Raw genomic sequence first — 13,061 nt, forward strand, 5'->3', positions numbered from 1 at the left:
GGTGATACCACGAGCTTTTTCTTCTGGTGCGTTATCGATCTGGTCGAAAGCACGAGCAGCACCGCCGTAGGTTTTAGCCAGTACGGTAGTGATTGCAGCAGTCAGGGTAGTTTTACCATGGTCAACGTGGCCGATAGTACCAACGTTGACGTGCGGTTTTGTACGTTCAAATTTTTCTTTAGACACGGCTATATTCCTTACTATAGTGCTCTCCCCTTCGGAGAGAGCACGGGACTTAGGTTTTAATCCTGTGGATTACTTACCACGGGCTTCGATAACGGCCTGAGCAACGTTGTTCGGCGCATCATCATACTTCAGGAATTCCATAGTGTATGATGCACGACCTTTGGTCAGAGAACGCAGCTGAGTTGCATATCCGAACATTTCAGACAGCGGAACTTCAGCGTGGATCTTAACGCCAGTTACTTCGGATTCCTGACCACGCAGCATACCGCGACGACGGCTCAAGTCACCGATAACGTCACCGGTGTTCTCTTCAGGAGTTTCTACTTCAACCTTCATGATCGGCTCAAGCAGAACTGGTTTTGCTTTCTTAAAGCCTTCTTTAAAGGCAATAGACGCAGCCAGTTTAAACGCCAGTTCAGAGGAGTCAACGTCGTGGTAAGAACCGAAGTGCAGACGAACACCCATGTCTACAACCGGGTAACCAGCCAGAGGACCAGCTTTCAGCTGCTCCTGGATGCCTTTATCAACGGCAGGGATGTATTCGCCAGGAATTACACCACCTTTGATGTCGTTGATGAACTCGTAACCTTTCGGGTTAGAGCCCGGCTCCAGTGGGTACATGTCGATCACAACGTGACCGTACTGACCGCGACCACCAGACTGCTTAGCGTGTTTACCTTCAACGTCGGTAACTTTCGCGCGAATCGCTTCGCGGTAAGCAACCTGAGGTTTACCCACGTTCGCTTCAACGTTGAATTCACGCTTCATACGGTCAACGATGATGTCCAGGTGCAGTTCACCCATACCAGCGATGATGGTCTGGTTAGATTCTTCATCAGTCCATACGCGGAATGATGGGTCTTCTTTCGCCAGACGGCCCAGAGCCAGACCCATTTTTTCCTGGTCAGCTTTGGTTTTTGGTTCAACTGCGATGGAGATTACCGGCTCAGGGAATTCCATACGCTCCAGAATGATCGGGTGATCCGGGTCACACAGGGTGTCACCAGTGGTCACGTCTTTCAGACCGATAGCAGCAGCGATGTCGCCCGCACGAACTTCTTTGATCTCTTCACGTTTGTTAGCGTGCATCTGTACGATACGGCCAAAACGTTCACGCGCCGCTTTCACGGAGTTCAGGATGGTGTCACCGGAGTTAACCACACCAGAGTAAACGCGGAAGAAGGTCAGGTTACCCACGAATGGGTCGGTAGCAATTTTGAACGCCAGTGCAGAGAACGGCTCTTCATCACTTGCGTGACGCTCAGCCGGAGTGTCTTTACCGTCGTCCAGGATGCCGTTGATCGCAGGAACGTCAATCGGGGATGGCAGGTAGTCAACTACCGCATCCAGCATCGCCTGAACACCTTTGTTCTTGAACGCAGAACCACAGGTTACCAGGATGATTTCGTTGTTCAGAACGCGCTGACGCAGAGCAGATTTGATCTCTTGCTCAGACAGTTCTTCACCACCCAGGTATTTTTCCATCAGCTCTTCAGAAGCTTCTGCTGCGGATTCGATCAGGTTCTGGTGCCATTCGTCAGCCAGGTCCTGCATCTCTGCCGGGATATCTTCGTATTCGAAGGTAACGCCCGCATCTGCTTCGTTCCAGTTGATGGCTTTCATTTTCACCAGGTCGATAACGCCGGTGAAACCTTCTTCAGCACCAATTGCCAGCTGAAGCGGAACAGGGTTCGCGCCCAGACGGGTTTTGATCTGGCCAACAACTTTCAGGAAGTTAGCACCCATACGGTCCATTTTGTTAACGAACGCGATGCGTGGAACTTTATATTTGTTTGCCTGACGCCATACGGTTTCAGACTGTGGCTGAACACCACCAACTGCGCAATAAACCATTACCGCGCCGTCAAGAACACGCATGGAACGTTCTACTTCGATGGTGAAGTCAACGTGCCCTGGGGTGTCGATGATGTTTACGCGATGCGGTTCGTACTGCTTAGCCATACCTGACCAGAATGCAGTAGTCGCTGCGGAGGTGATAGTAATACCACGCTCCTGCTCCTGTTCCATCCAGTCCATGGTGGCTGCGCCGTCATGAACTTCACCGATTTTATGGTTTACACCGGTGTAGAACAGAATACGTTCGGTAGTAGTGGTTTTACCGGCGTCGATGTGCGCACTGATACCGATGTTACGGTAGCGTGCGATGGGTGTTGTACGAGCCATTTGATTCCTCGTTTATATCTTTAGGCGTTCAGTTAAGTTACCCAGAGCGGGCGGCTTCTCTGAAGCGCCCGCCTGGTGACTACGACTCCGAAGGGATTACCAACGGTAGTGTGCGAACGCCTTGTTGGCTTCTGCCATACGGTGAACGTCTTCACGTTTCTTAACTGCGGTACCTTTGTTTTCCGCAGCATCAGAAAGTTCGTTCGCCAGACGCAGAGCCATGGATTTATCACCGCGTTTACGAGCAGCTTCAACGATCCAACGCATTGCCAGAGCATTACGACGAACCGGACGAACTTCAACTGGAACCTGATAAGTAGAACCACCAACGCGGCGAGACTTAACTTCTACAGTCGGACGCACGTTGTCGAGAGCGACTTCGAAGGCTTCCAGTTCATTTTTACCAGAACGCTGAGCCAGGGTCTCCAGCGCGCTGTATACGATTGCTTCTGCGGTAGATTTTTTACCATCTACCATCAGGATATTTACAAATTTTGCCAGCAGTTCTGATCCGAATTTCGGATCTGGAAGAATTTTACGCTGACCAATGACGCGACGACGTGGCATGGGATTACTCCGTTGTTAATTCAGGATTGTCCAAAACTCTACGAGTTTAGTTTGACATTAAGATAAATCAGTTTGGCCTTACTTAACGGAGAACCATTAAGCCTTAGGACGCTTCACGCCGTACTTGGAGCGAGCCTGCTTACGGTCTTTAACACCTGAGCAGTCCAGCGCACCACGAACGGTGTGGTAACGAACACCCGGAAGGTCTTTAACACGACCGCCACGGATCAGGATCACGGAGTGCTCCTGAAGGTTGTGACCTTCACCACCGATGTAGGAAGTCACTTCGAAACCGTTAGTCAAACGCACACGACATACTTTACGCAGTGCGGAGTTTGGTTTTTTAGGAGTGGTGGTATATACACGAGTACATACGCCACGTTTCTGCGGGCAGGCTTCCAGCGCAGGCACGTTGCTTTTTGCAACTTTGCGTGCACGTGGTTTGCGTACCAGCTGGTTAACTGTTGCCATTAAATAGCTCCTGGTTTTAGCTTTTGCTTCGTAAACACGTAATAAAACGACCTCATACAATATGAGGACGCGAAATTTTAGGGCTACGTCGAAAAGGTGTCAAGAAATATACAGCGATCTCAAATCACCAGTTCATTTGACTGGCGTGCGTCACAGTAAGATTGACGAAATCAGTATAGCCAACCACGTCAATTTTGGCTGAAATTTGACCAGAAAGACCCCGCGCATCCAGATCCTCTTTCAGCGCAGAGACTGTTATGGGGGCATTAGCGAGGATTTCAACAAAACGGCTGCCTTCAAGCGCCGCAAGCACGCCATCCTGAATCAGCAGCAGATCATCACCTTCGCGCAGCATGCTCAGTAACGTGTCGATATCGCATTGCCACGGTGAACGGCTCAGGGTATGGAGCATGACAGCCTCAGAAAGTCAGAACGGTATCGTAGTGAGAAAGTTGTTCGCGCAGCGCAGCAGAAGTCAGGATCGTCACGTCCAGCACGAACGGTGTTTTCTCGTTTAACCCACGCGCGGCCAGCGAGTCGGCGCACACATAGAAGGTTTCAATGTCATAGAGCGGCAGAACTTTAAAGGTCGCAATGTAGTCGCGCGCAAGAATGGCCTGCGGTTGTTGGCCTGCCAGAAGCTGGAATACGCCATCGCCTAAAAAGAAGACGCCAATATCTTCGGTTAAAGCCGATGTCGCGAGCAATGCATCCAGCCCTTCCCGACCTGAAGCGCTGCCATGCGGCGCAGAAGTAAAAACAAACGCTACGCGCTTCATCAAAATTGCACCACTCTGTCGCAGGTCAACGCCGCCTGTGCCAGGGCACCTAGTCCGCTGAGCGAAAAGCCCGGTTGCAGGTTAGCCCCCGCCAGACCAAGGCGTTCGGCTTCGGTCGCATCCGTCACGCCGCGACGCAGTGCCGCCGCGACACAGATATGCAGGTCAACGCCCTGCGTTTCGTTTAATTTTTGCCAGGCGCGCACGAGGTCAAACTCATCGCTCGCCGGAGACGTAAACTGATTCGCGTTATACACGCCTTCGCGATAGAAAAAGACGCTTGCCAGTTCATGACCGGCATCAAGCAGCGCATGGGCAAACTGTAGCGCGCTGCTGGCCTGCTGAGTACCGTACGCCGGGCCCGTCACCATTAACGCAAAACGCATTACTTGTCTTGTCCCAGAAAGTCGCCGCTTTTGAACTGACGAATATAGAGGTAAACCGTGTGTTTGGAGATATTCAGGCGATCGGCCACCTGGTTGATGGCATCTTTGATATCAAAAATCCCTTTCTCATAGAGGTTCAGGACGATCTGACGATTCTTGGCGTTGTTGGATACGTTGCGATCGGCATTCACCTCTTCAATGGTGAACTCCAGCGTCTGGGTCACGAGATCCTCAACCGAAGAAGCAAAGTTCACCGATGAGCCCACGTCCGGCGTTTCTGGCGGGATGAAGGTGCTCATGATTTGCGAGAAGGGCACATCAAGGTTCATGTTGATGCACAGCAAACCGATTACCCGGTGTTCGCGGTTTCGAATCGCGATCGTTTCTGATTTCATCAGCACGCCGCTTTTGGCGCGGGTGAAATAGCATTTTGAGACGCTGCTGTCCGCGCCGGTCATGTCATGCAACATACGCAATGCAAGGTCGGTGATTGGCGAACCAATTTTACGGCCAGTGTGCTCACCATTCGCAATGCGGATAGCGGAACACTTAAGATCTTGCAGGGAATGCAATACGATTTCGCAGTGGGAACCAATGAGCATCGCTAACCCGTCCACTACCGCTTCGTAGGATTTCAGAATATCGAAGTCGGTCTGGTCAAATGGACGTTGATCCAGCAAATCAAGTTCACTGGTTTCGTTGGTTAAAAGCGACCTGGACATGAAAAAAACACTCCTTTTCAGGAGCCTGTCGTTAGGTTTTCAGGGCAGGCTCATTATCTACACGGACAACTAAATTAATACAGCGTGTACAACGCTTTCCAGTGTTAATTATATCTGCCCCACAATAAAAAAACCGCCGCCTGTAAAGGCGGCGGTTTTTTTCAGCATTACTTCTTAGCTGCTGCGGCTTTGTCGTCAGCCGGTGCGTCTGTTTTCGCATCCGCTTTCGGCGCCGGTTTGATGTCCAGCAGTTCTACATCAAATACCAGCGTGGAGTTAGCCGGGATACCCGGAACGCCGGTTTTGCCGTAAGCCAGATCCGGTGGGATGACCAGCTTGATTTTACCGCCTTTCTTGATGTTCTTCAGGCCTTCAGTCCAGCCCGGGATCACACCGTCCAGACGGAAGGAGAGAGGCTCACCACGGGTATAAGAGTTATCGAACTCTTTACCGTCGATCAGCGTACCTTTGTAGTTCACCACAACGGTGTCGCTGTCTTTAGGCGCATCGCCGGTACCTTCTTTCTCAACTTTATAGATCAGGCCAGTAGAAGACGTTTTAACGCCTTTCTCTTTAGCGAACTTGTCGCGGTAGGCTTTGCCTTTCGCTTCGTTATCTTTAGCGTCTGCTTCCATCTTGGTCTGAGCGGCGCCTTTCACGCGCGCTTCAAACGCTTGCAGAGTCTGCTCGATTTCCTGGTCAGACAGTTTGCTCTTGTCTGCGAACGCATCCTGAACCCCTGCGATCAGCTGGTTTTTGTCCAGTTTGATGCCCAGTTTCTCTTGTTCTTTCAGAGAGTTTTCCATGTAACGACCCAGAGACGCGCCAAGTGCGTAGGCGGATTTCTGGTCGTCATTTTTGAATGCCGCTTTGCTGTCTGTAGTCGCAGCAGGCTTCGCAGCAGTATCAGCAGCGAAAGACAGCGGCGCATTGAGCGCTACAGCCATAGTGGTCGCCAGCAGCGTAACTTTAAACAGTGATTTCATCCATATCTCCAGGACCTGAGGTCTCTCACCCCAGTGTTAAACGTAAATGAGTGACGTACTATAAAACGTTGTGGAAGAAATCTACAGACAGACTCCCCCGAATGTCGCTTCTTTTCAGACTATTTTTGTTTAAATAAGTTTCTTGTCAGGGAGATGGATACTGTACTTAAGGAAAAAGTCAGCTAAACTTCGCCGCCGCTGGTCCATTATGGCGAATGAGAGATAAACGAGGTGAATGATGAAGGATACAACGATCGAAGCGAGACTGGCTGAGCTGGAAAGCCGCCTGGCTTTTCAGGACATCACCATCGAAGAACTGAATCAGACCGTGACGGCCCATGAGCTTGAAATGGCAAAACTGCGCGATCACATGCGCCTGCTGACGGAAAAGCTGAAGGCCACGCAGCCGTCAAACATTGCCTCTCAGTCAGAAGAGACGCCACCACCTCATTATTGAGGCGTAAAAAAAGCGGGATTATCCCGCTTTTTTATTTTCCGGAGTACGGAATCAGTGGCAACCGCAGCCGCCGTTACCGCAACCACCTTTACCGTGGCCGTGGTCATGACCATGGTCGTGGCCGTGACCACCGCAGCAGCCGTCGTGGCCGTGATCGTGGTCATGGTCGTGACCGTGCGCACCGTGAACGTGGCCATGAGCCAGCTCTTCTTCGGTCGCTTCACGGATCGCAACAACTTCTACGTTGAACTTCAGGTTCTGACCCGCCAGCATGTGGTTGCCGTCAACCACAACGTGGTCGTCTTCAACTTCAGTGATTTCAACCGGAACCGGACCCTGGTCAGTTTCCGCCAGGAAGCGCATGCCAACCTGCAACTCTTCAACGCCCATGAATACGTCTTTAGGAACGCGCTGAACCAGGTTGTCGTCATACTGACCGTAAGCGTCGTTCGCGCCTACAGCAACGTCGAATTTGTCGCCAACTTCATGACCTTCCAGCGCCGTTTCCAGGCCGGAAATCAGGGAACCGTGACCATGCAGGTAGTCCAGCGGCGCACTCACCGGAGACTCATCAACCAACACACCGTCTTCTGTACGTACCTGATAGGCCAGGCTGACCACCAGGTCTTTTGCTACTTTCATGATATCTCCTGAGCGTGGGAAAATTGCTGGCGCAGATTGTAGCGGAAATCTGCACCCGTGTACCCTTAAGCTTAAAAAAACTCAGAGCATATCGCTAGTCTGGATGAAAAATGCCGATCACTTGCTCTTCATTGCGAACATGATCGCGGGCTTCTTTGTCGGCCTCACGCATCTGGTGACCGCACTTAACACATTCAACGATATCGATATTATTTTCACGCCACATGGCCAGCGTATCTTGCGCCTGGCAGGATGGGCATTTTGCGCCCGCGATAAAGCGTTTACGTACAGCCATCTTTCGTTACCCTTTATTCAAATTCATCCCAGCCGTCGAGCTGGCGTCGTTCCTGTTGCATCTCACGCTGGAAGATCTCCTCCAGTTCGCGACGCGCTTCCCGCACGCGGGAGATCTGCGCCGTGTCGCTGTGCACGGGCATCAGTTCACGCAGCATTCGCATATCCAGCCGGCGGAAATGCATCTGGGCGCGTTGCGCCTGGTGAGGATGCATACCCAGCGAAACCAGCGCCTTGCGTCCCAGCTCCAGCGCGCTGGAGAAGGTTTCGCGGGAGAAGTGTTTCACACCCGCCTGCAAAAGTTCGTGAGCCTCCACACGTCCACGCGCACGCGCCAGAATATGCAGATGCGGGAAATGCTGCTGGCACAGCTCCACCAGCTTCATCGTGTCTTCCGGATCGTTGCAGGTGATGACGATGGACTCCGCAGCCTCTGCCCCCGCCGAGCGCAACAGCTCAAGCTGCGTCGCATCGCCGTAGTACACCTTATAACCATATTTGCGCATCAGGTTGACGGCGCTGATATCGCGCTCCAGCACCGTGATGCGCATTTTATTCGCCATCAACAGGCGACCAATCACCTGTCCGAAGCGACCAAAGCCCACGACGATCACCTGCGGTTTATCATCTTCCACCCACGGCGCTTCGTCTTCATCGTCTGCGGGATTCAGGCGGCGCGACAGCAGTTTGTCCACCAACTTCATCAGCAGCGGGGTGGTCATCATCGACAGCGTAACCGTCACCAGCAGCAGCGCCATCTGGTCATCTTTGAACAGCTTCTGAGACGACGCCGTGGAAAACAGCACAAACGCAAATTCTCCACCCTGGCTTAACACGCTGGAAAACTGCATTCTTTCCGAGCTGCGCAGCCCGTAAATCCTCGCGAGGAGATACAGCACCAGCGTTTTGACCGCCACCAGCACGGCGACACTCGCAATAACCCACAGCAGATGGGTATAGAGCACGCCAAGATTAAGCGCCATACCCACCGAGATAAAGAACAGCCCTAACAGCAGCCCCTTAAACGGATCGATGGCGGTCTCCAGCTCGTGGCGGTACTCGCTTTCCGCAAGCAGCACCCCGGCGATAAACGTCCCAAGCGCCATCGACAGCCCCAGCGCATCCATAAACAGCGCTGAGCCAAGCACCAGCAGCAGCGTTGCGGCGGTGAATACCTCGCGCACGCCGGATGCGGCAATAAACCGGAACACCGGACGCAGTAAAAACCGTCCGCCGATCAGCATCCCCGCGAAGGCCAGCACCTTCATGGAGATCTTCATCCAGTCGAAATGATCGTCTCCGGATCCCGCCAGCAGCGGCACCAGCGCCAGCGCCGGGATCACTGCTAAATCCTGGAACAGCAGCACCGAAAAACCCAGTTGCCCCGCCTCGTTGCGGTTCATCCCTTTGTCGCGCATCAGCTGAAGCGCCATCGCCGTCGACGACATCGCAAGACCGATCCCGCCAATCACTGCGGCCTGCCAGGAAAACTGCGTCAACATCAGCAGTCCCGCGAGAATGGCCGCGCTGAGCAACACCTGCGCCGCCCCGACGCCAAAAATAGATTGCCGCAGCTGCCACAGCTTGGAGGGGTTCAGCTCCAGGCCGATGATGAACATCAGGAAGACCACGCCCAGCTCGGAGAAGTGGAGAATTTCATCCACATCGCTGATAAACCCAAGCCCCCAGGGGCCAATGGCTATCCCCGCCAGCAAATAACCCAGCACCGCGCCAATACCGAGACGCGCGGCAAGCGGGACCGCGACGACGGCGGCAAACAAAAACAGCACCCCGGCAAGGAGTAAATTCGAACCGTCCATTAGCGTCCTCCCGCCGGAATCGGTGACGCCAGCCATTCGCCATAGGCCCTGGCATGGCTCGCCAGCGCTTTCGGATCCTGCCGCCGTGCCCAGTAGATAATAATCGGGCTCATCCAGTGCATACGGCACATCGCCGCCGTCAGCTCAAACGGCCGCAGAATGTCGCTCATGGGGTAACGGTTCAGCCCGTCGTGACGGTAAGCGCTTTCCGGCTCACCGGTGGTAATGACACTCCGCCAGTACTTTCCCGCCAGCTGGTTGCCCCCCACCCCGCTGGAGAAGCCCCGGCTCAGCACGCGGTCCAGCCACTCTTTGAGCAGCGCCGGACAGCTGTAGGTATAAAGCGGATGCTGGAACACAATCACGTCGTGCTGACGCAGCAGTTCCTGCTCGTAAGGAATATCGATAAAAAAATCGGGATAGTGCGCGTAGAGATCGTGCACCGTTACGTTACTGAGCTGTGTGGCCGGCTTAAGCAGCACCCGGTTCGCCACCGAGTCCTGTGATTCCGGATGGGCATACAGCAGCAGCACTTTCGCTGTCTGAGACATCACTCCCCTCCCGGTTCTGTTTTTGTGTATTGTTGTCGTTTTGGGCTACCATGGCGGCCCGGTGGGGAAAATGGCCCACACCTTACATTATCATAATGACAAATTAACATAGTCGGAACATACGGCGCTTCTATGATTGTTTTCTCCTCGTTACAAATTCGTCGCGGCGTGCGCGTCCTGCTGGATAACGCGACTGCTACCATCAACCCGGGCCAGAAAGTGGGGCTGGTCGGCAAAAACGGCTGCGGTAAATCCACCCTGCTGGCGCTGCTGAAAAACGAGATAAGCGCGGATGGCGGTAACTTTACCTTCCCGGGCAACTGGCAGCTCGCCTGGGTGAACCAGGAGACGCCCGCGCTGAGCGAACCCGCGCTCGACTATGTTATCGACGGCGACCGTGAATACCGCAAGCTCGAAGCGGAGCTCAACGCCGCCAACGAGCGCAACGACGGCCACGCCATCGCCACCGTCCACGGCAAGCTGGACGCCATCGATGCCTGGACCATTCGCTCCCGCGCCTCCAGCCTGCTGCACGGCCTGGGTTTCAGCAACGAACAGCTTGAACGCCCGGTGAGCGATTTCTCCGGCGGCTGGCGTATGCGCCTTAACCTGGCGCAGGCGCTGATCTGCCGCTCCGACCTTTTGCTGCTCGATGAACCCACCAACCACCTCGATCTTGATGCGGTTATTTGGCTGGAGAAGTGGCTCAAGAGCTATCAGGGCACTCTGATTCTGATCTCCCACGACCGCGACTTCCTCGATCCGGTGGTGGATAAAATCATTCATATCGAACAGCAAAGCATGTTCGAATACACTGGCAACTACAGTTCTTTCGAGCGCCAGCGCGCGACGCGCCTTGCCCAGCAGCAGGCGATGTATGAAAGCCAGCAGCAGCGCGTGGCGCACCTGCAAAGCTTTGTGGATCGCTTCAAGGCGAAGGCGTCAAAAGCCAAGCAGGCGCAGAGCCGCATCAAGATGCTGGAACGTATGGAGATGATTGCCCCCGCGCACGTGGATAACCCGTTCCACTTCAGCTTCCGCGAGCCGGAGAGCCTGCCGAACCCGCTGCTGAAAATGGAAAAAGTGAGCGCGGGCTACGGCGATCGCATTATTCTCGACTCTATCAAGCTCAACCTGGTGCCAGGTTCACGCATTGGTCTGCTGGGACGTAACGGCGCCGGTAAATCGACGCTGATCAAGCTGCTGGCGGGCGAGCTTAACCCGGTCAGCGGCGAAATCGGCCTGGCGAAAGGCATCAAGCTTGGCTACTTCGCCCAGCATCAGCTGGAATTTTTACGCGCGGATGAATCGCCGATCCAGCACCTGGCGCGCCTGGCGCCGCAGGAGATGGAGCAGAAGCTGCGCGACTACCTCGGCGGCTTTGGCTTCCAGGGCGATAAGGTGACTGAAAACACCGAGCGCTTCTCCGGCGGCGAAAAGGCCCGTCTGGTGCTGGCGCTGATCGTCTGGCAGCGTCCAAACCTGCTGCTGCTTGATGAACCGACCAACCACCTCGATCTCGACATGCGCCAGGCGCTGACCGAAGCGCTGATAGAGTTCGAAGGGGCGCTGGTTGTCGTATCGCACGACCGCCACCTGATCCGCTCCACCACCGACGATCTCTACCTGGTGCACGGTGGCAAAGTGGAGCCGTTCGACGGCGATCTGGAAGATTACCAGCAGTGGCTGACGGACGTGCAGAAGCAGGAAAACCAGCCGGAAGAGTCAGCGAAAGACAACGCCAACAGCGCCCAGGCGCGTAAAGACCAGAAGCGCCGTGAAGCGGAACTGCGCACCCAGACGCAGCCGCTGCGTAAAGAGATTGCCCGTCTCGAAAAAGAGATGGAGAAGCTCAACGCCACGCTTGCTGCCGTCGAAGAGAAGCTGGGCGACAGCGAACTGTACGATCAGAGCCGCAAAGCGGAGCTGACGGACTGTCTGCAAACTCAGGCGAAAACCAAATCCAGCCTCGAAGAGTACGAAATGGCGTGGCTGGACGCGCAGGAACAGCTGGAAGCGATGCTGCAAGCCGACTAACACGCCGGGAGGGTTATGGGCTTCGATACCACGAGCGAGATTACATTCCGTAAGCTCAGCATCTTCATGACGTTCATGGAGAAGGGCAATATCGCACGTACCGCAGAAACGCTTGGCCTGAGCGGTGTCAGCGTGCACCGTGCGCTGCATACCCTCGAAGAGAATGTCCGCTGCCCGCTCTTTGCTCACAAAGGGCGTAACCTGATTGCCCTCCCCTCCGCGTGGACGCTGCTGGAGTATTGCCAGGAGGTGATGCAGGTGATGGAGCGTGGGCTGGAAGAGTCGCGCAAGATCGCCGGTATCGGCCAGGGACGGTTGCGCGTCGGCACGCTCTACTCGCTGACGCTGGAAACCGTGCCGCGCCTGATAATGGGCATGAAGCTGCGCCGTCCGGATCTGGAGATGGATCTGACGATGGGCTCGAACGAAACCCTGCTCCATATGCTGGATGAGGGGTCGCTGGATGCGATTTTAATCTCTATTTCCGAAAGCGATATCGACCGTAACAGCCTCGAAGTGCTTCCTCTGTTCCATGACGATATTTTCCTTGCCGCACCGGCCTCTGCCACGCTGAATACCAGCGGCCCCGCCGATCTGCGTGATTATAAAGATCAGAAGTTTGTCGCCCTCGCGGAAGGGTTCGCCACTTACGCCGGGTTTCAGGAAGCGTTTCATATTGCCGGTTTCGAGCCGGAGATTGTGACCCGCGTGAACGACATTTTCTCAATGCTCAGCCTGGTGCAGGCGGGCGTCGGCTTTACGCTGATGCCGGGAAGGATGAAGAAGGTCTACGAGAATTCCGTGCAACTGTTGAAGCTGGCGGAGCCGTACCAGATGCAGCAGCTGATCGCGATTGTCTTTGCCCGCAACCGCGAGCAGGATCCGAGCCTGCGCGCGCTGGCCGCCGAAGGGCGGATGTATGCCAGAAGTTTGCAGGACGGAGCCTGAGGCCTTGCCGGGTGGCGACGCGTTGCGCCTT

General features: G+C 54.5%; 16 protein-coding genes. 3 read left to right on the forward strand and 13 right to left on the reverse strand.

Features of this window, described 5'->3' with window-relative positions; translation table 11 throughout:
• From ACNQ0W_RS02770 to fkpA, 9 genes are all read right to left on the reverse strand, one after another.
• A partial coding sequence (locus tag ACNQ0W_RS02770; RefSeq protein WP_016506124.1) for a GTP-binding protein occupies positions 1 to 186 on the reverse strand: 186 nt, incomplete at its 3' end.
• A gap of 69 nt (positions 187 to 255) precedes the next feature.
• Positions 256 to 2,370, reverse strand: a complete 2,115-nt coding sequence (fusA, locus tag ACNQ0W_RS02775; RefSeq protein ID WP_022651946.1) for an elongation factor G — start codon at positions 2,368 to 2,370, stop codon at positions 256 to 258.
• Between the two features lie 96 nt (positions 2,371 to 2,466).
• Positions 2,467 to 2,937, reverse strand: coding sequence for a 30S ribosomal protein S7 (gene rpsG / locus ACNQ0W_RS02780; RefSeq protein WP_003861706.1), 471 nt, complete (start codon positions 2,935 to 2,937; stop codon positions 2,467 to 2,469).
• 96 nt (positions 2,938 to 3,033) lie between these two features.
• Positions 3,034 to 3,408, reverse strand: a complete 375-nt coding sequence (gene rpsL, locus ACNQ0W_RS02785) for a 30S ribosomal protein S12 (RefSeq protein ID WP_000246815.1) — start codon at positions 3,406 to 3,408, stop codon at positions 3,034 to 3,036.
• A 124-nt stretch (positions 3,409 to 3,532) separates the two neighbouring features.
• Complete coding sequence (gene tusB, locus ACNQ0W_RS02790; protein WP_015571409.1) at positions 3,533 to 3,820, reverse strand: sulfurtransferase complex subunit TusB; 288 nt, start codon at positions 3,818 to 3,820, stop codon at positions 3,533 to 3,535.
• Positions 3,821 to 3,827: 7 nt separating this feature from the next.
• Positions 3,828 to 4,187, reverse strand: a complete 360-nt coding sequence (gene tusC / locus ACNQ0W_RS02795) for a sulfurtransferase complex subunit TusC (protein WP_003861700.1) — start codon at positions 4,185 to 4,187, stop codon at positions 3,828 to 3,830.
• Entirely contained in the window at positions 4,187 to 4,573 is a 387-nt protein-coding gene (gene tusD, locus ACNQ0W_RS02800) for a sulfurtransferase complex subunit TusD (protein WP_003861699.1), read from the reverse strand. Before tusD ends, tusC begins: the two co-directional genes overlap by 1 nt.
• Positions 4,573 to 5,295, reverse strand: a complete 723-nt coding sequence (locus tag ACNQ0W_RS02805; protein WP_003861697.1) for a helix-turn-helix transcriptional regulator — start codon at positions 5,293 to 5,295, stop codon at positions 4,573 to 4,575. The genes tusD and ACNQ0W_RS02805 overlap by 1 nt, the downstream gene beginning before the upstream one ends.
• 167 nt (positions 5,296 to 5,462) lie before the next feature.
• Complete coding sequence (fkpA, locus tag ACNQ0W_RS02810; protein WP_003861695.1) at positions 5,463 to 6,281, reverse strand: FKBP-type peptidyl-prolyl cis-trans isomerase; 819 nt, start codon at positions 6,279 to 6,281, stop codon at positions 5,463 to 5,465.
• 238 nt (positions 6,282 to 6,519) lie between these two features.
• Here fkpA and ACNQ0W_RS02815 point away from each other — a divergent pair, with 238 nt between their 5' ends.
• Positions 6,520 to 6,738, forward strand: a complete 219-nt coding sequence (locus tag ACNQ0W_RS02815) for a protein SlyX (RefSeq protein WP_003861693.1) — start codon at positions 6,520 to 6,522, stop codon at positions 6,736 to 6,738.
• A 51-nt stretch (positions 6,739 to 6,789) separates the two neighbouring features.
• Here ACNQ0W_RS02815 and slyD read toward each other — a convergent pair whose 3' ends face one another.
• The 4 genes from slyD to kefG all read right to left on the reverse strand — a co-directional run bounded on the left by slyD (position 6,790) and on the right by kefG (position 10,045).
• Complete coding sequence (gene slyD / locus ACNQ0W_RS02820) at positions 6,790 to 7,380, reverse strand: peptidylprolyl isomerase (RefSeq protein WP_116329906.1); 591 nt, start codon at positions 7,378 to 7,380, stop codon at positions 6,790 to 6,792.
• Positions 7,381 to 7,474: 94 nt separating this feature from the next.
• Positions 7,475 to 7,675 (reverse strand): YheV family putative zinc ribbon protein, encoded by a 201-nt coding sequence (locus ACNQ0W_RS02825; RefSeq protein ID WP_062933384.1) that lies wholly within the window; start codon positions 7,673 to 7,675, stop codon positions 7,475 to 7,477.
• 13 nt (positions 7,676 to 7,688) lie between these two features.
• Complete coding sequence (kefB, locus tag ACNQ0W_RS02830; protein ID WP_003861688.1) at positions 7,689 to 9,494, reverse strand: glutathione-regulated potassium-efflux system protein KefB; 1,806 nt, start codon at positions 9,492 to 9,494, stop codon at positions 7,689 to 7,691.
• Complete coding sequence (gene kefG, locus ACNQ0W_RS02835) at positions 9,494 to 10,045, reverse strand: glutathione-regulated potassium-efflux system ancillary protein KefG (protein ID WP_003861686.1); 552 nt, start codon at positions 10,043 to 10,045, stop codon at positions 9,494 to 9,496. Before kefG ends, kefB begins: the two co-directional genes overlap by 1 nt.
• A 132-nt stretch (positions 10,046 to 10,177) precedes the next feature.
• Between kefG and ACNQ0W_RS02840 the strand changes: the two genes are divergently transcribed.
• Both ACNQ0W_RS02840 and ACNQ0W_RS02845 read left to right on the forward strand, forming a co-directional pair.
• Entirely contained in the window at positions 10,178 to 12,082 is a 1,905-nt protein-coding gene (locus ACNQ0W_RS02840; RefSeq protein ID WP_116329907.1) for an ABC transporter ATP-binding protein, read from the forward strand.
• A 15-nt stretch (positions 12,083 to 12,097) separates the two neighbouring features.
• Positions 12,098 to 13,030: a LysR substrate-binding domain-containing protein gene (locus tag ACNQ0W_RS02845; protein ID WP_062933383.1), complete on the forward strand. Its 933-nt coding sequence runs from the start codon at positions 12,098 to 12,100 to the stop codon at positions 13,028 to 13,030.
• The last annotated feature ends 31 nt before the right edge of the window (positions 13,031 to 13,061 follow it).

The organism is Enterobacter cloacae complex sp. 6730903 (assembly GCF_048283985.1).
GTDB classification, from domain to species: domain Bacteria; phylum Pseudomonadota; class Gammaproteobacteria; order Enterobacterales; family Enterobacteriaceae; genus Enterobacter; species Enterobacter hormaechei_C.